This is a genomic window from Mucilaginibacter terrae, assembly GCF_042679325.1.
Lineage (GTDB): Bacteria > Bacteroidota > Bacteroidia > Sphingobacteriales > Sphingobacteriaceae > Mucilaginibacter > Mucilaginibacter terrae.
In genome coordinates, this window is the sequence record NZ_JBHTMJ010000018.1 from 165,498 (window position 1) to 182,349 (window position 16,852).

Below are 16,852 nucleotides of genomic sequence, written 5' to 3' on the forward strand. Positions count from 1 at the left end.
AAAAGCCGGTCTCCCGGCTTTCATAATTATGGATTTGTCTTCCTCGCATCCTGCATCGGGTTTCCGCCACTGCTCGCTCCTCGTATCGTATTCTGCTGTTTAAACAGCTCGAAACGGGTGGGCGTATATTGTTGCGGCCAGCTGTTGTTGCCTTCGTTTATGTCGGCGGTTTCGCGGTAGGGGTCAAGCTTAATGCTTTTTACCTCTTTAGTTTTGGCAAATACTTTGGTTACATTATACTCGTTGTGCCGCCATATATAGGCCGATATTTTTTCAAGTTCTTTAGTGCCATCGGCATAGTTCCACTCAATAAATAATGGCATAGGCAAGCCACCTTTGTTGCTGAAGTTCACTTCGTAAAAATAGCTTTGCTGGTCATACAGCTTCTTTTCATCCGGACTCAACGCATTGTACATGGCTTTGTAGCTTTGCTCGGTAACCGGAGTAGCGGCAAAGCGGTCCCACTTGTAATAAAAATCCTGCAGGGCGGTATCGGCTTCCACGGTGGTGCGCATGCCAGCTTCCTTGTTACGGGTGGTGCTAATGTTGGTGAGGTTACGATCGAACTGGGCACGGTCATAAGTGCTTTCTACCTGCGGGTTCTTGGTGTTCAAACGGTAGAGCTTTACGCTGTCGATAGATATATCAACCGGCTCTGTTCCGTAGAACCAGCCGCGCCAGTACCAGTCTAAATCTACCGCCGAGGCATCTTCCATGGTGCGGAAAAAGTCGGTTGGTGTAGGGTGCTTAAAGGACCAGCGCTGGGCATAGGTTTTAAAGGCGTAATCGAACAAATCGCGACCCATCACCGTTTCGCGCAGTACGTTTAAAGCCGTAGCCGGTTTGGCATAAGCGTTAGGTCCAAAGCGCTGTATGTTTTCCGAGTTGGTCATAATAGGTTCCAGCTCGTTTTTCGGCAACTTCATGTAGTCCACAATTTTATAGGCCGGTCCGCGGTTGCTCGGGAAGTTAGCATCCCAGGCCTGCTCTGTTAAGTACTGGCAAAAGGTGTTCAGGCCTTCATCCATCCAGGTCCACTGGCGTTCGTCCGAGTTTATAATCATCGGAAAAAAGTTATGACCCACCTCGTGAATTATTACACCGATCATCCCATTCTTGGTAGCCTCGCTATAGGTGCCATCCTTTTCGGCACGACCGTAATTAAAGCAAATCATGGGGTACTCCATGCCGTTACTGGCTTCCACCGAAGTAGCACAAGGGTACGGGTAAGGTATAGTGTGTTTGCTGTAGGTTTTAACCGTATGCGCTACCACCTTGGTGCTGTACTTGCGGTAAAGGGGGTAAGCCTCGGGGCCGTAAACCGACATGGCCATTACCTTGCGGCCACCATCAATTTGGGCAGCCATAGCATCCCACACCACCCGGCGGGATGATACCCAGGCAAAATCCCGTACGTTTTCGGCATGCCAGTTCCAGGTTTTGCGGGCTGTGGCGTGGCCTTTCATGGCGTTTTGTGCTTCGGCCAGGTTTACCACTTCTACCGGTTCTTTAAATGAAGTTTGAGCCTGCTGCCAGCGTTTATATTGGGCGGCGGTAAGTACCTGGCTGTAGTTGGAGCATTGGCCGGTGGCATCTACTACGTGGTCGGCCGGTACGTTTAGGGCTACTTTATAATCGCCAAAGGTTAAGGCAAACTCGCCGCGGCCGGTAAACTGCTTGTTTTGCCAGCCCTGAAAATCGCTGTACACGGCCATGCGCGGAAACCACTGTGCCATGGTGTACAAATAGTTTTTATCCTCGGGGAAGTACTCATAACCGCCGCGACCGCCAATGCTCATACGGTCGGATATGTTGTACCACCAGGCAATTTTAAACACGAACTTTGCACCCGGTGCCAGCGTTTGCGGCAGTTCAATGCGCATCATGGTTTCGTTGATGGTGTATTTAAGCGGGTTGCCGGCAGCATCTTTGGCGCTCACAATGTGGTTTCCTAAATCGAGGTTGTTGCCCATAATGGCCTGCAACTGGCGGATGCTCATTTTCTCCTGCATTTTACTGCCATCAAACTTAGAGCTTTCGGCACCTTTCTTATGCTCATTCTCGTCCAACTGTAACCAAAGGTAGGTTAATGGGTCGGGCGAATTGTTGTAGTAGGTAATGGTTTCAACACCATCCAAACGTTGTTTATCATCGTCTAACTTGGCGCTAATATCGTAGTCGGCTTTTTGCTGCCAGTATTTTGGCCCCGGTGCGCCCGATGCCGAACGGTACATGTTAGGATCGGCCAGCATTTGGCCCAGTTGTTCGAACTTATTACCGTGGTTAGAACCCGGATTGTTTTCGGTTTGCTGTGCCTTTAGTGCCGATGTTAACAGCAGCGAACCTGCCAGTAAATAGTAAAATTTGATCATTTGAAATGGATTAGAGCAAACCGCTCGATACACATAATTAACGCTATGCCAAATATAGCAGATGATAGGAATAAAGTCCATTCCCGCCGTTGTATTTTAATTATATTGAGTAAAATAAAAGATACAATTAAAATGGCTGTTACAATGAGCACCTGCCCAAATTCGAGCCCTAAATTAAAGGCCAGTAGTTGCGCTGTTATGTTAGTGCTTTTGCCCAGCAGGCTTTTTAAATAGTTGCTGAACCCTAAACCGTGTATTAATCCAAAAAACAGAGCGAGTGCGTAAATAACTTTGGCCGTACCCGGCGAACGTTTCTTTTTGATGATGTTGAACAGGCTGGTAATGACTATGGTGACCGGGATCAAAAACTCGATAAGCGAGGTGTTGATGTGTACGATGTTGAGCGCGCTTAACGCGAGCGTAATGGAATGCCCAATGGTGAACGCGGTTACCAAAATAAGCACCTTGCGCCAGTCGGTAAGCAGGTAGGTGCCGCATAATATGGTGACGAATAATATATGGTCGTAGCCCTGCCAGTCGCAAATGTGCTGCCAGCCCAGTTCAAAGTATAAGGGAAAATCGTGCATGGGCTAAAATGTAAATTAATGGATAATTATAGCGTATTTTGTGTGAATACCCATAACACATTTAAGTATGTTACAATATTTGGTTGCCGCTTGCCTTAGTATTTTCCACCCGTTTTATGTGAGCGTTACCGAAATTAACCACAATGCCAAAACCCAGTCGGTTGAAATTAGCTGCCGCATGTTTTACGACGACCTGGAACACGTGCTGGAAAAACAGTACAATACCCGGCTGGATATTCTAAAACCTACCAATAAAGACCAGCTCAACAAACTCATTAACGATTACATCCACCGTCACCTCATTATTAAGGTGGATGGCAAAGTGCTTAACCCGGCCTATGTAGGCTACGAAATTCAGGAAGACGGTGCCTGGGCCTACCTTGAAGTAAAAGGCGTAAACAAAGCGCAAAAGATAGAGGTACACGATGACTTGCTATACACCGAACATACCGAGCAGATTAATATGCTGCACGTCATCGTTAAGGGTGAGCGCAAAAGTACCAAGCTGGATAACCCCGCTGCTGATGCCAGCTTCAGCTTTAAATAAATCTTATTAGGCTATGATCTTTCAATCGAAAAGAGATGTATTTGTAAGTTGCGTAATATGGGGGGCTGTGTTACTGCTTGCAGTGTGCGGAGTACATATTGTTCAGCAGGGTGGAGCTGAGCGCTGGTTGGTACTAATTGTTGCTATGGTAATCAGCCTGTTGTTATGGATGTGGTTTGGTACCTATTATGAAATTGAAGGGCAGCAGCTTCACTATCGTTCGGGACCGATAAAAGGTACTATCAATATTATGGAAATCCGTAGCATCACCACTAAAAATACAATATTTGCCGGACTAAAGCCTTCCTTGGCATCGGGCGGTTGTATTGTTGGTTATAATAAATTTGATGAGATCTACCTGTCGCCTAAAAACATGGATTTGTTTATTGAAGAGTTGCAGAAAATCAACTCGGGCATTAAAGTTATAGTTTAATAGGTATGTGATATTTGTACATAACTGAATAAGTGACATCAACGTTGGACCTACCAAACAGGGTTACAGCGCATGCTAAAACTAATTTAATTTCGTTTTGTTAGTACAAATCATTACAATAAGTTATTTTAGCCAAAACTTAGCATTTCAACCCGTTAAATTTGGCCAAATAAACCATTTTTTAACATTATCATCATTCTATGAAATACTCAATTATTCCTGTTGCTTTATTAGCCGTCGCGCTGCTTTCGCAAGGTTGCGTTAGTACCAAGAAGTACACCGCTTTACAAACCAGTTACAGCGATTTAGAAGCCAGAAACAAAGATCTGAATATTAAATTCCTGAACAGCCAGCAAGAACTTACCGGCGCTACTACACGCGTAAAAAGTTTAGAAGAGCAAATTACCGCCGGTCGTTCAACGCTTACCGCGCTGCAAGCCGCCTTAGATAAATGTTTAACTACATCGGGTCAGGGTAATGTGAATATCTCTAAACTGGTCGATGAGATCAATTCATCCAACAAATACATTCAGCAGTTAGTTAACAGCAAAAACAAGAGCGATTCGTTGAATATGGTATTAACCAACAACCTAACCCGTTCGTTAAGTCAGCAAGAATCGAAAGACGTAAACGTGCAGGTATTAAAAGGTGTGGTTTACGTGTCATTGTCTGACAATATGCTATACAAATCGGGCGGTTACGAGATCTCAGATCAGGCCAATGAAACCCTGAGCAAAATTGCCAAGATCATTACCGATTATAAAGATTACGATGTGCTGATAGAAGGTAATACCGATTCGGAGCCTATCTCTAAGCCTAACATCCGTAACAACTGGGATTTAAGTGCGCTGCGTGCTACATCGGTAGTAATGGCTTTGCAAAAAACATACAATGTTGATCCTAAGCGTTTAACCGCTGGTGGTCGTGGTGAGTACAATCCGCTTACCAGTAATGATACCCCCGCCGGTAAAGCCCGTAACAGGCGTACGCAAATTATCATCACTCCTAAACTGGATCAGTTTATGGAGCTGATAGATAAAGCACCAGAAAAGAAATAACATTAATTTAGTAATGGAAAACCGCCTTATATAAAATATAGAGGCGGTTTTTTTGTTTGATAAATATAGCGTGTTTAAACATGTAGCTAACTTGTTTTAATTAAACACAATTACTTGCTGAAGCGTTTTATTCTTATTAATTCTATGAAATCGTACATATTAGGTATTGATATTGGCACCGGTAGCACTAAAGGTGTTGCCTTGAGTTTGGCTGGAGAAACCCTGGCATCGTCTCAGCACCGGTACCCCATCATCGAACCTCAACCCGGCTTTAGCGAACAGGACCCCGAGTTAATTTGGCAGGCATTTGTACAATGTGTACAGGAGATTACTAAGAAGCTCAACCAATTGCCCGAGGCTATAAGTTTCAGCAGTGCCATGCACAGTTTGATTTTGGTTGATGCCGACGGCAAGGTGCTGAACAACATGATTACCTGGGCCGATACCCGCAGCGAAAGTATCGCACAGCGCCTGAGGGATTCTGAAAAGGGAGAGGCCATTTATCGCAATACCGGAACGCCTATACATCCTATGACGCCGCTATGCAAACTCATTTGGCTGCGCGAAAATGAAGCAGAACTGTTCAAGCGAACCACTAAATTCATTTCTATTAAAGAATACATCTGGTATAAGCTTTTTAATAAGTTTGAGGTAGACTACGCTATTGCTTCGGCCACAGGTTTGTTCGATATTAAGGAGTTGCGCTGGAATGAGGAGGCTTGCCAATTAGCTGGCGTTACGGCCGATGTGCTGTCTGAACCTGTCGACACCAATTATCAGCAAAAAGGAATAACAGCCGATATGGCATCCTTATTGGGCATCACCGAAGATACAGCGTTTGTAATTGGTGCAAGCGATGGGTGCTGTGCAAATTTAGGCAGTTATGTAACTGGTGCAGGTATGGCAGCTTTAACCATTGGTACCAGCGGCGCGGTACGCACAACGGGCAGCAAACCTGTATTTAATTATAAGGCCATGCCGTTTAACTACCTGCTTAACAAAAATACTTTTGTAAGTGGTGGGGCGGTAAACAATGGCGGTATAGCGGTCGACTGGCTACTAAAGAAATTTTTAAATCAGCCCGAATTAAACGAGGAAAGTTATAACGGGTTATTTAAAGCGATTGACAGCGTACCTGCCGGGAGCGAAGGCCTGATTTTTTTACCCTACCTGTATGGCGAACGTGCGCCCATTTGGGATGCCAACAGTAGCGGGGCTTACCTTAACATACAACCTAAGCATGGCCAGGCACATTTTTTACGGGCCGGGTTAGAAGGTATTTGTTATGCCTTGAACGATGTGCTGGGTACCCTGGAAGAAGCATCGGGTTCCATTAAGCAGATCAATATTAGCGGCGGATTTATTGATTCGGCTACCTGGGTGCAAATACTGGCCGATATTACCGGCAAAAAATTGGTGGTGCTGCAAATGGAAGATGCCTCTACTATTGGTGCCATTTATTTGGCTATGGAAACTTTATATCCCGATAAGCCTTTGCCTGTTGCTAAGGAACAAAAGGTGGTAGAACCTGGTAAAGCTAATCATGAAGTTTACACACAGGCATTTCCGCTTTACAAAAAGTTGTATGCAGATTTAAAGGGAACCATGCAGTTGTTGCAGGATTTGAGGTAAACCGGCTGCATTTTTAACGTACTTCGCAATAAACATTTATTTGCTATGTTATTAAGCAATGCAACCCAAATCATTCTTACAACGCTTTTTAAAGTTCGGCCTATTGTCGACTCTAATGGTGACCAATATGCTGGCTATTCAGGCTCAAAATAAAGACATTGGGCAACAAGCTCCTGAACTTATCAGGCTCGCTAACCGAAATATTAAAGTCCACAGGCCCGATAGTTCACACAAGCCAAACCTCGCATTCATTAAATCGGGTATTATACCGGGCTGGGGCCAGGTTTATAATGGCAATTGGTGGAAAGTACCTTTGATATATGGCAGCATGGGGCTGCTGGGTTCGGCGGTTGCTTTTAATCAGCACAACTACCAGCAATATTTGGCTGTTTATAAATTAAGAGCAAACCCTTACGTGCCCCGACCGGCTAAAGGAACTGCTGTGCGCACCCTATACGATAATACGCTTGTTCAAACCCCTACTGCTATTGAAGGCGCCCTTAATGGGCATCAGCGCAACATGCAGCTCAGTATAATGGGTATAGCAGGTATGTGGGGACTTCAAATGATCGATGCTTTTGTAGATGCCAAGTTTATCCATTCGTACAGTATGGATAGGGATCTGAGCTTTAATATAAAGCCGGGTATCAGTACAACAGGGCCGATGTATGCGAATAGTAACATGCCTGCGGTAGTACCGGTTATGAGGTTGTGTGTGGTGCTGTAGGAGTGAAGATAATAAAAACCATGTCATTGCGAGGAGCAATAGCGACGTGGCAAACACACGCTGGCATATCTAAACGCGTGCGGTTGCCATGCTACGCTCGCAATAACATGCTTAGCTTGTTGTAATACATAAAACAACAAAAGCCCGATGTTTTACCATCGGGCTTCGCCAGTATTCAGTAGGGTCTTTTATGTTACTGATACTGTATATAAATAGGTTGCGGTTTGTATTTCAACAGTTCCTGCGGTGTAAGCATGTGGTGCGGTGACTTCTTTAAATCATTTTTGTAGAAAAGTTTGAAACCGGTGAATTGTACAGGTTCAGGGTAAATATGGTTACGGTATGTGCCTAATTTAAGTGTAGGTTCGCCCCATCCGTCCATATCAATTACCACCTGCACTTCAGGACGGAGTTTAATATTCTTATAGTTGGTCACCATTTTACGGGTAAAGCGGTGTACCACCAGTATTTTGGGAGGCAGGTTGTATTTTTTCACTAAACCGGCCAGGTACTCACTGGCAAAATTAATATCGGTAGCATCGTAAGTGCCTATCTTTTTACCGGGCCTGCTGCCGTCTTTCATCGAAAACTCAGGGTCCATACCAAAATGCACCTGTGGCATCATCAGGTATTTTTCCAGTTTAGGTAATTCGGTTTGAATATCGCTTAGGGCAACCTGTACATCTAAAAATACAATGGAGTTACTTCTTTTAGCTAATGATAAAACCGTATCAATTTGCTTGGATGGCATACGGTAACGGTATTTACCATCGGCACCGCCATCGCCCTGTGCTACCACGGCTATGTAATGTAAGGCTGGTTGTACAGGTGTATTAGGGTCTGCTTTTTCCCAGGCTTTAACTTCTGTTTTTAGCTTAGCCAGCATTTCTTTAGGCGGCAATTCACCTAAGATCCCCATTTTTTTAGAGAATAAGTTACCATAAAAAGCTACCACACGTTTGTATGGTAAAATAGCACCCGCAACCGGGTAAGGCTGGTTTTTAACCGGCCAGCGGCCTGTAGTATCACCATTGGCTAAACGTACGTTCAGGCTATCGTATTTAGCGGTATCAATAGGCGCATAGGTTGATTTGCCTGTTGCAATGGTGTCTTCTGTAGAGGCAGCGGCTTTAGCGCCTGCAGTTGTGGTTTTACCTGCTTTACTGTTTTCGGTACAATAAGATAATAGTAATACAGAGGATAGCAGTATGGAAGAAGAAAGCAATAGATTTTTAAATCTCATAATAGATGATTGCAGCACGTGGGTTTGTAGCTGTAGGATAAATATTTTAATGCTTGTAAAATTTTTTGCGTTTTAATGCGTTGTAAATATAATTAATGCCGCAATTAGTTGTGCTTTAATTTTTACTTAAATTTTATAGAACTTGCCAAACACGCCTAAGGGGAGTTTTGGTCCTGCAGTAGCTTGCAGATATAGTTCTCCAATCTCCAGGTTTTCTACATCGGGTTTGGCACTCCTGATCAGGTTCTCCACAATAACCGATGAAAAGCCTAATGAGTAAGTGTTCAAGATGAGGAAGTGCTCTTTAGGATCCAGCAACTCCATTACATCGGTCATCATTTCGTTAATGTGGTCTTCCAGTTTCCACTTTTCACCGTTAGGTCCGTGGCCGTAGGCAGGAGGATCTAATATGATACCATTGTATTTTTTGCCGCGTTTAATTTCGCGTTTTACAAATTTCAGGGCATCTTCCACTACCCAGCGAATATCTTTCAGGTTCGATATTTCCTGGTTTTCGTTAGCCCAGCTTACCACTTGTTTTATGGAATCTACGTGCGTGGTATCGGCCCCGGCGCTTTGCGCAATAAGCGATGCACCACCCGTGTAGGCAAAAAGGTTTAGTACTTTGGGTTTGGGTGTTTTAAAACGTTTAACGTTTTCGGCAATATAGTCCCAGTTTACGGCTTGCTCAGGGAAAACGCCCAAATGCTTGAAAGAGGTAAGCGCCATACGTAACTTGATAGCCGCATGATCATTCTTATATTCAATGTGCCAGCGATCGGGCGTGTTTGGGTTTTTCTTTAACCATTCGCCCGCAGTGGCCGACCGGCCTTTAAACTTAATATGATGTAAACGCTGCCATTCAGCAGGAGGCAAAGTCTTGCTCCAAACGGCCTGTGGTTCGGGGCGGATTAAAATCACTTCACCAAAACGCTCCAGCTTTTCAAAATCGCCGCAATCTATCAGTTCATAATCTTTCCAGTGCGATGGGGTAAGGAGTTGGATCATTCTTTATTAATTGTCTGTTGTCAGTTTTCTGTTGCCAGTCGTTGGTCTGCAAAGCTAACAAAACGTATCCAATATTAGATTACCAGTGTTGTTGGTTGCTGTTTGACTGTTATTAATTGGGAATTAGGTAAAATTAAAGTGTGCAAACGACATTAAATTTAAACGCTATTCCATACTTTTAGAATCTAATAAGATAAATTAGCATAATGGCGAGAAAGCGGCAATATAAAAATCTACCTACATTTGACGAACTTATCGTTCCAACATTAAAAGCTTTAAAAAAGCTTGGCGGTTCAGGAACAATTGAAGAAGTTAATGAAAATGTTTATGTAATAGCACGCTTATCTGAAGACGTTCTTAAAATACCTCATAGTGACAATGGACTTTCGAGTGAAGTAGATTATCGGTTAGCATGGTCAAGAACTTATTTAAAGAAGTTTGGGTTAATTGACAATTCCGCGAGGGGCATTTGGGCTTTAGTTTCTAATGAACTTGATGTCGATAATATTGATAAAGATAAAATTGTAAAGACCGTTCGGGAAAGTCATAAAAAAGCTGATTTAAAAAGCAATACGAACGGCTCAGAAACAGAAGAGATATTAGAAGAAGAAGAAACTACCATTACTTGGAAAGAACAGTTGCTTGAAACTCTTTTATCAATTCAACCCGCAGCGTTTGAGCGTCTTTCTCAGCGTTTGTTGCGAGAAAGCGGATTTATACAAGTTGAAGTAACAGGTAAATCGGGTGATGGTGGTATTGATGGGAAAGGTATTGTTAGGATAAGTGGGTTTTTAAGTTTTCATGTAATATTCCAGTGCAAACGTTATAAAGGATCTATTACACCAAGTCAAATCAGAGATTTTAGAGGTGCAATGCAGGGTAGAGCAGATAAGGGATTGTATATTACTACAGGTACATTTACCAGGGAAGCCGTAAAAGAAGCCACACGAGACGGTGCACCACCTATTGATTTAATAGACGGTGAATTGCTTTGCGATAAATTAAAGGAATTTAGATTAGGAGTTAATACCGAATTAATAGAAAGTGTAAGCATTAAACCAGATTGGTTTATTCATCTTTAATGTTTACACTATTTATTATTTTTTGTTAATTCTAAAAAACAATAATGAATTATAGCATTTCTTAACTGGCAACTGGCAACTGGCAACTAACCTACAACTTCTCTCTTGCCGCCTGCGTAAACTTACTGGCGAATACAAAGTCGTTTACATCCTGGTTATCGGTATGGGCAATTTCTTTGTTCGAGCCTTCCCATGCTTTTTGGCCCTGGTGTAAAAAAATGATGTGATCGCCAATACCCATTACCGAGTTCATATCGTGGGTTACAATTACGGTGGTTATCTTGTATTCCTGGGTCAGCTCGCTAATCAGTTCGTCAATTACAATGGAGGTCTTTGGATCCAACCCCGAATTAGGCTCATCTACAAACAGGTACTTGGGCTCCATAGCAATGGCGCGGGCAATACCTACCCGTTTTTTCATACCGCCCGATAGCTCAGCCGGGAATAGCTTGTTCTTATCTTTCAGGTTCACCCGTTTCAGGCAAAAATTAGCGCGGTCCTGCTTTTCGCTTGTGCTCATTGTAGTGAACAAATTAAGCGGGAACATGATATTCTGCTCCACGGTCATGCTATCGAACAGGGCCGAGTTTTGAAACAGCATGCCTATCTCTTTACGAATAGGTACCCGTTCTTCAAAGCTCATGGTGGTAAATTGCTCACCGTCAAATTTCACATCGCCTATGGTAGGCTCATGCAAACCCACAATGCATTTAAGCAGCGTAGTTTTACCCGAACCCGAACCACCGATGATGAGGTTGTTCTTTCCGGCTTCAAACGTGGCAGTAATGCCGCGCAAAACCTCGTTATCACCAAAACTTTTATATATATTGTTAATGTCAATCATAACCTATAACATAGCGCTCGAAATAACTAAATCGGCAAATAAAATAAAGATACAGCTGTAAACAACCCCTGTAGTGGCCGATTGGCCCACCTCTAAGGCACCACCACTGGTATAAAAACCCTGGTAAGCACAAACGGAAGTAATAATAAAGCCGTAAAAGAAAGCTTTGGTTAAAGCTACCTGAATAATTATAACATTAAAACCTTCTCTCAAACCAGCAAGGTAATCGGTAGTGGCAATGGTACCGGTTAGTGCGCAAGCTATATAACCGCCTAAAATACCTAAAACCATAGAGTAGATCACCAAAATAGGGATCATAGTAATACCTGCAATAATTTTAGGGGCAATTAAATAACCGGGTGCGTTAACACCCATAATTTCCAGCGCGTCTATTTGCTCGGTTACCCGCATAGTGCCAATTTGTGAGGCAATGCTGGATCCTACACGCCCGGCCAGTACTAAGGCCGATATGGTTGGACTAAATTCCAGGATGGTTGAATCGCGTGCTATACTGCCGGCAATACTACGCGGCACCAGCGGACTTGATAACTGAAAGGCTACCTGTATAGTGGCAACCGCCCCAATAAAAACCGATATAATGCTGATAATACCCATAGACCCAACGCCTATAGATACCATTTCGCGCATTACCTCGGCCCAGTAAACCGAAAATTTTTCGGGCTTACGGAAGCTTAAACGGATTAATAAAAGATATCTGCCTAAAGTTTGAAACATATTAACTGCTGAAATATGGGTAAAAATACATTTTTATGATTAAGCTTTACCGCTTAACCTATTTGCTTACTTTTAAAATATGGAAAACGCCCTTATAACCGGTGCCACACAAGGCATAGGTCGCTCAATTGCCATTTCATTTGCTAAACAAGGAATAAGTATGGCAATTTGTTCACGCAATGTAAAAGATTTAGAATTATTAAAGAAAGAACTGCTCAGCATTAATCCGAAAATACAGGTTTTTGCCTATACTGCCGATTGTAGCCAGAAGATAGAACTGCTCGAATATGCCCGCTTAGCACAACAGCATTTAGGTTTTATTAAGATTATTGTTAATAACGTAGGCATGTTTACACCTTTGAGTATTTTAGATGATGCCGACGATGCCTTTATGCAAAACATCAATACCAACCTGATGCCGGCTTACGAGCTGTACCGCTTTTTTGGCAAAGCCATGATGACCGAACGCAGCGGACACATCTTTAATATATGCTCCATTGCCGCTAAAGAACCGATTGTAAATGCAGGTATTTATAGTGTAACAAAAGCTGCGCTGTATAGTCTTAGTAGTATAATGAAACTTGAAATGCAGGCTTACGGTGTAAAAGTAACCGCAGTGCTTCCGGGTTCAACCTTAACCAATTCATGGGCTGGTACTGCAGTGCCGCCAGAACGTTTTGTACTCCCCGAAGATATTGCCGCCGCCGTACTCAACGCTTACAACATGAGCAAAGGTGCCAATGTTGATGAGATCATAATTAAGCCGGTTTTGGGTCAGTTATAATTAACTATTTAAACATACCACAAATGTACAGCACTAAAAAACTTTACCGCGATGAGCAAAATAAAACCATTGGCGGTGTGTGTAAAGGCTTGGCCGATTACTTCGACATAGATGTTTCCATTGTAAGGGCTTTGTTCCTGCTTATGCTCATATTTAAAGGCGGCGGCGTTATCATCTACATTGTACTGATGATCGTTTTGCCTAAAAAACCTTATGCCTATGGTACCCCCGGCGTTGATTATACCGTACCACCGGCAAACGATTTTGGCGTACCTCCCGCAGATGCTCAACCCGGCTTTACCCAGGAACCTTTTGTAATGCAGCCGCGCCGTAAAAGCAACTTTAGCGTAATAGCTGGTGTAGTGCTGGTGTTTTTAGGCGGTGTTTTACTGCTGGATGAATACGATATTATCCCCGACTGGGACTTTGAACACCTGTGGCCTGTACCATTAGTAATTATAGGGCTGGCGCTCATATTTACATCGGTAAAAAACAATTCATCAAATACTAACCCTCCAATTGTATAGTTATGAAAAGCGATAGATTATTTTCGGGCCTGGTACTGATTGTTATTGGCGCCGTATTTTTGCTCAACAACTTTGGTGTAATCGATTTTCACTGGGGTAACCTGTTCCGTTTATGGCCTATATTTTTGGTGATAGGTGGTGTTAACTTAATGCTGGCCAACAACCGTACTGTATGGGCAACCGTTATAAAAGTAGCCGTGCTGGTTATGGGTTTAGGTTTTGTGTTGTTCAGCAATGTTGGCAAAAACCGCGATCATAGTTCACCGTTCAATTATCGTTTCAATATAGACGATAACGATAATGACGACGATGATTCGGACACTACCGATAACGATGGAGACATCAAAAGATCGAAAGGTGTGAGTAGTACGTATGAAGAATTATACAGGCCTGATGAAAAAAGGGTTCGTTTAAATATTACTGGAGGAGCGACCAAGTATATCTTGAACACTACTACGGATAGTCTTTTCCGGGCAACTACACATGAAACATTCGGCGATTATATATTTACCAAAAGCACTGATGATTCGGTAATGGTGCTCAACTTTATCATGAAAAACCATAACAACAGGTTTAATTGGGACAGCGACCGCAAAAATGAAGCCCGCATTAGTTTGCATACGGCTCCAATATGGGATATAAACCTCAGAAGCGGAGCAGCCGAAATGAATTTCGATTTAACACCTTTTAAGGTTAGAAACCTGAACGTTAGCGGCGGTGCAACATCCACCAAGGTAAAATTGGATGCCAAGCTGCCGTTTACCGAAGTTAATGTAGCTACAGGTGCTTCGGAAGTGGAGATCAGCATACCCAGGAACGCGGCCTGTAAGGTTGACGTATCGTCCGGCCTGTCTTCCAATAATTTTGAAGGCTTTACCAAGATAGATGGCAGCCATTACATCACTCCTGGATATCAAACCGCGGCTAATAAGATCTACATTCACCTAAAAGGTGGCGTGTCTGACTTTAATGTAAAGAGATATTAACAAAAACATAGTGATTGATTGATAATAAAGCGGTTGTTTCTTTCAGGAACAGCCGCTTTTGTTTTTTATGACATACTTTTTTGAAATATATAGGTAAAAAGTATTGAAATAAGTCAATTATAGTGTTTCAACGATAAAATTTAAAGCCATATTGCTATCTTACGCAATCAAATATCATTTGCATTGAAAAGAAAAGATTTCTTATATCTTACCGGTATGGGTGTTGGTGCGGCCATGTTGCAGGGCGTGCCGGTTATAGGTTCGCCGGTTGTGCCGGGCACTGTTTTACAGCCGGTTGATGTAGCCATTAAAAAACGGATGGCCGATGTGGCACTAAATGCTGCCAAATCAAAAGGGGCCACTTATGCCGATGTGCGTTTGGGCCGTTACCTCAACCAATCTATTAGCACGCGCGAAACCCGGGTGCAAAACATAGCCAGTTCCGAATCGTACGGCATGGGGGTAAGGGTGCTGGCTAACGGTTGCTGGGGTTTTGCCGCTACCGATAAACTGGATAACGACAGCATTGCCAAAGCTGCTCAATTAGCGGTAAGTATAGCCAAAGAAAACGCCCGTTTACAGTCGGAACCCGTTCAGCTGGCCCCGCAAAAAGGCTATGGCGAGGTCAGCTGGAAAACACCGATCGAAAAAAATGCTTTTGAAGTTCCTATTAAAGATAAGGTAGATCTATTGCTGGCCGCCAATGATGTGGCCTTAAAAGCCGGGGCTACTTTCATCAGTAATAACCTGTTCATGATCAATGAGCAAAAATATTTTGCATCGACGGAAGGTTCTTACATTGATCAGGATATTCACCGCATGTGGCCTTCGTTCACCTTAACCAAAACCGATCCTAAAACCGGTGGTTACGAAACCCGTAATTCGTTAAGCGCGCCGGTAGGCATGGGTTATGAGTATCTCATCCCCGATGAAAAAGAAAAGATCCAGGGTATTTTCCCGATTTATAAAAAACGGTACGATATGCTGGAAGATGTGCGCATTGGCACCGCCCAGTTAAACGAAAAATTAAAGGCCAAACCAGTAGAGCCGGGTAAATACGACCTGATCCTCGATCCTACCAACTTGTTCCTCACCATACACGAATCGGTTGGGCACCCTACCGAACTGGACCGGGTGTTGGGTTATGAAGCCAATTTTGCCGGTACCAGCTTTTTAACGCTCGACAAATGGGAATCCAAAAAGTTCCAGTTCGGCAGTAATATGGTCAATTTTGTAGGCGATAAAGTTCGCCCCGGTTCGTTAGGTGCTGTTGGTTATGACGATGAGGGCGTTAAGACCGGCGAGTGGGATATTATAAAAGACGGCGTACTGGTTAATTACCAGGCCACGCGCGATCAGGCCCATATATTGGGCTTGCCTGCCTCGCAAGGCTGCTGCTACGCCCAAACCTGGAGCGATGTGCAGTTTCAGCGCATGCCGAATGTAAGCCTGCAACCGGGTAAAACACCGCTTAAAGTTGCCGAAATGATCAAAAATACCGAAAAAGGCCTTTACATGTTTGGCCGTAATTCATACTCAATCGATCAGCAACGTTATAATTTTCAGTTCAGCAGCCAGTTGTGTTACGAAATTAAGGAAGGCAAAGTAGTGGGTATGGTAAAAGGAGCCGCCTACCAGGCCAACACCCAGGAATTCTGGAACTCCTGCTCCGCTATTTGCGATGAAAGCGATTTCCGTATGGGTGGTTCTTTTTTCGATGGTAAAGGCCAGCCCTCACAGGTGAGCGCCGTATCGCATGGGTGTTCCACCACTAAATTTGATAAAGTGAACGTGATTAATACAGGTAGGAGGATTGGTTAAATTTGTTGAATGGTTGATTGGTAAAGTAGTTGATTAGTTTTAAAATACTGCAATGGCTTCGTTTACAGAATTGGATGTATGGAAAAAGGCAAGGAGCATCAGAATGCAAATAAAAGAGTTAACAGCTTCTTTTCCTGTAGACGAAAAGTTCAGGTTAACCGATCAAATAATCCGTTCTTCAAGGTCCATTGGTAATAATATTGCGGAAGGGCACGGGAGATTTCACTATCAGGATAATATACGTTTTTGTGTTATTGCAAGAGGCTCGCTGACAGAAACACTCGATCACTTAATTGTTGGTTTTGACGATGGGCTTGTTTCTAAAGAACAGTTTACCATACTAAAGGATGAAATAGACTTGTGCATGGCAAAACTGAATGGATATATATTATTTATAAAAACAAAGAGGGACGCAATCGGCGTCGTTTCAAAAACTAATTAAACTAATCAACAATTTAACTATTCA

Annotated in this window: 17 protein-coding genes; 11 read left to right on the forward strand and 6 right to left on the reverse strand. The window is 43.2% G+C overall.

Going from position 1 to position 16,852, the window contains the following annotated elements:
• Positions 1 to 26: 26 nt before the first annotated feature.
• Both ACFQ3S_RS18275 and ACFQ3S_RS18280 read right to left on the reverse strand, forming a co-directional pair.
• Positions 27 to 2,372, reverse strand: coding sequence for a M1 family metallopeptidase (locus ACFQ3S_RS18275; protein ID WP_377167169.1), 2,346 nt, complete (start codon positions 2,370 to 2,372; stop codon positions 27 to 29).
• Positions 2,369 to 2,959 (reverse strand): HupE/UreJ family protein, encoded by a 591-nt coding sequence (locus tag ACFQ3S_RS18280; protein ID WP_377167171.1) that lies wholly within the window; start codon positions 2,957 to 2,959, stop codon positions 2,369 to 2,371. The genes ACFQ3S_RS18275 and ACFQ3S_RS18280 overlap by 4 nt, the downstream gene beginning before the upstream one ends.
• A 67-nt stretch (positions 2,960 to 3,026) precedes the next feature.
• Here ACFQ3S_RS18280 and ACFQ3S_RS18285 point away from each other — a divergent pair, with 67 nt between their 5' ends.
• From ACFQ3S_RS18285 to ACFQ3S_RS18305, 5 genes are all read left to right on the forward strand, one after another.
• Positions 3,027 to 3,506 (forward strand): DUF6702 family protein, encoded by a 480-nt coding sequence (locus ACFQ3S_RS18285; protein WP_377167173.1) that lies wholly within the window; start codon positions 3,027 to 3,029, stop codon positions 3,504 to 3,506.
• A gap of 13 nt (positions 3,507 to 3,519) precedes the next feature.
• The gene (locus tag ACFQ3S_RS18290; protein WP_377167175.1) at positions 3,520 to 3,939 is read left to right on the forward strand and encodes a PH domain-containing protein; all 420 of its coding nucleotides are present in this window, start codon (positions 3,520 to 3,522) and stop codon (positions 3,937 to 3,939) included.
• 200 nt (positions 3,940 to 4,139) lie between these two features.
• A complete protein-coding gene (locus ACFQ3S_RS18295) occupies positions 4,140 to 4,997 on the forward strand; it encodes an OmpA/MotB family protein (protein ID WP_377167177.1) in 858 nt (285 codons plus the stop codon).
• A gap of 144 nt (positions 4,998 to 5,141) precedes the next feature.
• Entirely contained in the window at positions 5,142 to 6,629 is a 1,488-nt protein-coding gene (locus tag ACFQ3S_RS18300) for a gluconokinase (protein ID WP_377167179.1), read from the forward strand.
• 58 nt (positions 6,630 to 6,687) lie between these two features.
• A complete protein-coding gene (locus tag ACFQ3S_RS18305) occupies positions 6,688 to 7,356 on the forward strand; it encodes a DUF5683 domain-containing protein (protein ID WP_377167181.1) in 669 nt (222 codons plus the stop codon).
• A 193-nt stretch (positions 7,357 to 7,549) separates the two neighbouring features.
• Here the strand turns inward: ACFQ3S_RS18305 and ACFQ3S_RS18310 are convergent, their stop codons facing one another.
• Together ACFQ3S_RS18310 and ACFQ3S_RS18315 are read right to left on the reverse strand one after the other, a co-directional pair.
• Positions 7,550 to 8,599, reverse strand: a complete 1,050-nt coding sequence (locus ACFQ3S_RS18310) for a hypothetical protein (protein WP_377167183.1) — start codon at positions 8,597 to 8,599, stop codon at positions 7,550 to 7,552.
• A gap of 126 nt (positions 8,600 to 8,725) precedes the next feature.
• Positions 8,726 to 9,607, reverse strand: coding sequence for a class I SAM-dependent methyltransferase (locus ACFQ3S_RS18315; RefSeq protein ID WP_377167185.1), 882 nt, complete (start codon positions 9,605 to 9,607; stop codon positions 8,726 to 8,728).
• Positions 9,608 to 9,813: 206 nt separating this feature from the next.
• On the opposite strand from ACFQ3S_RS18315, the gene ACFQ3S_RS18320 reads away from it, so the two are divergent.
• Entirely contained in the window at positions 9,814 to 10,689 is an 876-nt protein-coding gene (locus tag ACFQ3S_RS18320) for a restriction endonuclease (RefSeq protein WP_377167187.1), read from the forward strand.
• A gap of 91 nt (positions 10,690 to 10,780) precedes the next feature.
• On the opposite strand, the gene ACFQ3S_RS18325 is transcribed toward ACFQ3S_RS18320, so the two are convergent.
• Positions 10,781 to 11,533, reverse strand: coding sequence for an ABC transporter ATP-binding protein (locus ACFQ3S_RS18325; protein ID WP_377167189.1), 753 nt, complete (start codon positions 11,531 to 11,533; stop codon positions 10,781 to 10,783).
• A 3-nt stretch (positions 11,534 to 11,536) separates the two neighbouring features.
• Complete coding sequence (locus ACFQ3S_RS18330) at positions 11,537 to 12,268, reverse strand: MlaE family ABC transporter permease (RefSeq protein ID WP_377167191.1); 732 nt, start codon at positions 12,266 to 12,268, stop codon at positions 11,537 to 11,539.
• A gap of 79 nt (positions 12,269 to 12,347) precedes the next feature.
• Between ACFQ3S_RS18330 and ACFQ3S_RS18335 the strand changes: the two genes are divergently transcribed.
• The 5 genes from ACFQ3S_RS18335 to ACFQ3S_RS18355 all read left to right on the forward strand — a co-directional run bounded on the left by ACFQ3S_RS18335 (position 12,348) and on the right by ACFQ3S_RS18355 (position 16,828).
• Positions 12,348 to 13,052 carry an SDR family oxidoreductase gene (locus tag ACFQ3S_RS18335; RefSeq protein ID WP_377167193.1) on the forward strand — a complete coding sequence of 235 codons (705 nt, stop codon included), beginning with the start codon at positions 12,348 to 12,350 and terminating at the stop codon, positions 13,050 to 13,052.
• A gap of 23 nt (positions 13,053 to 13,075) precedes the next feature.
• A complete protein-coding gene (locus ACFQ3S_RS18340; protein WP_377167195.1) occupies positions 13,076 to 13,579 on the forward strand; it encodes a PspC domain-containing protein in 504 nt (167 codons plus the stop codon).
• Positions 13,580 to 13,581: 2 nt separating this feature from the next.
• Positions 13,582 to 14,565: a LiaI-LiaF-like domain-containing protein gene (locus ACFQ3S_RS18345; RefSeq protein WP_377167197.1), complete on the forward strand. Its 984-nt coding sequence runs from the start codon at positions 13,582 to 13,584 to the stop codon at positions 14,563 to 14,565.
• Between the two features lie 183 nt (positions 14,566 to 14,748).
• A complete protein-coding gene (locus tag ACFQ3S_RS18350; protein WP_377167199.1) occupies positions 14,749 to 16,386 on the forward strand; it encodes a TldD/PmbA family protein in 1,638 nt (545 codons plus the stop codon).
• Positions 16,387 to 16,438: 52 nt separating this feature from the next.
• The gene (locus tag ACFQ3S_RS18355; protein ID WP_377167201.1) at positions 16,439 to 16,828 is read left to right on the forward strand and encodes a four helix bundle protein; all 390 of its coding nucleotides are present in this window, start codon (positions 16,439 to 16,441) and stop codon (positions 16,826 to 16,828) included.
• The last annotated feature ends 24 nt before the right edge of the window (positions 16,829 to 16,852 follow it).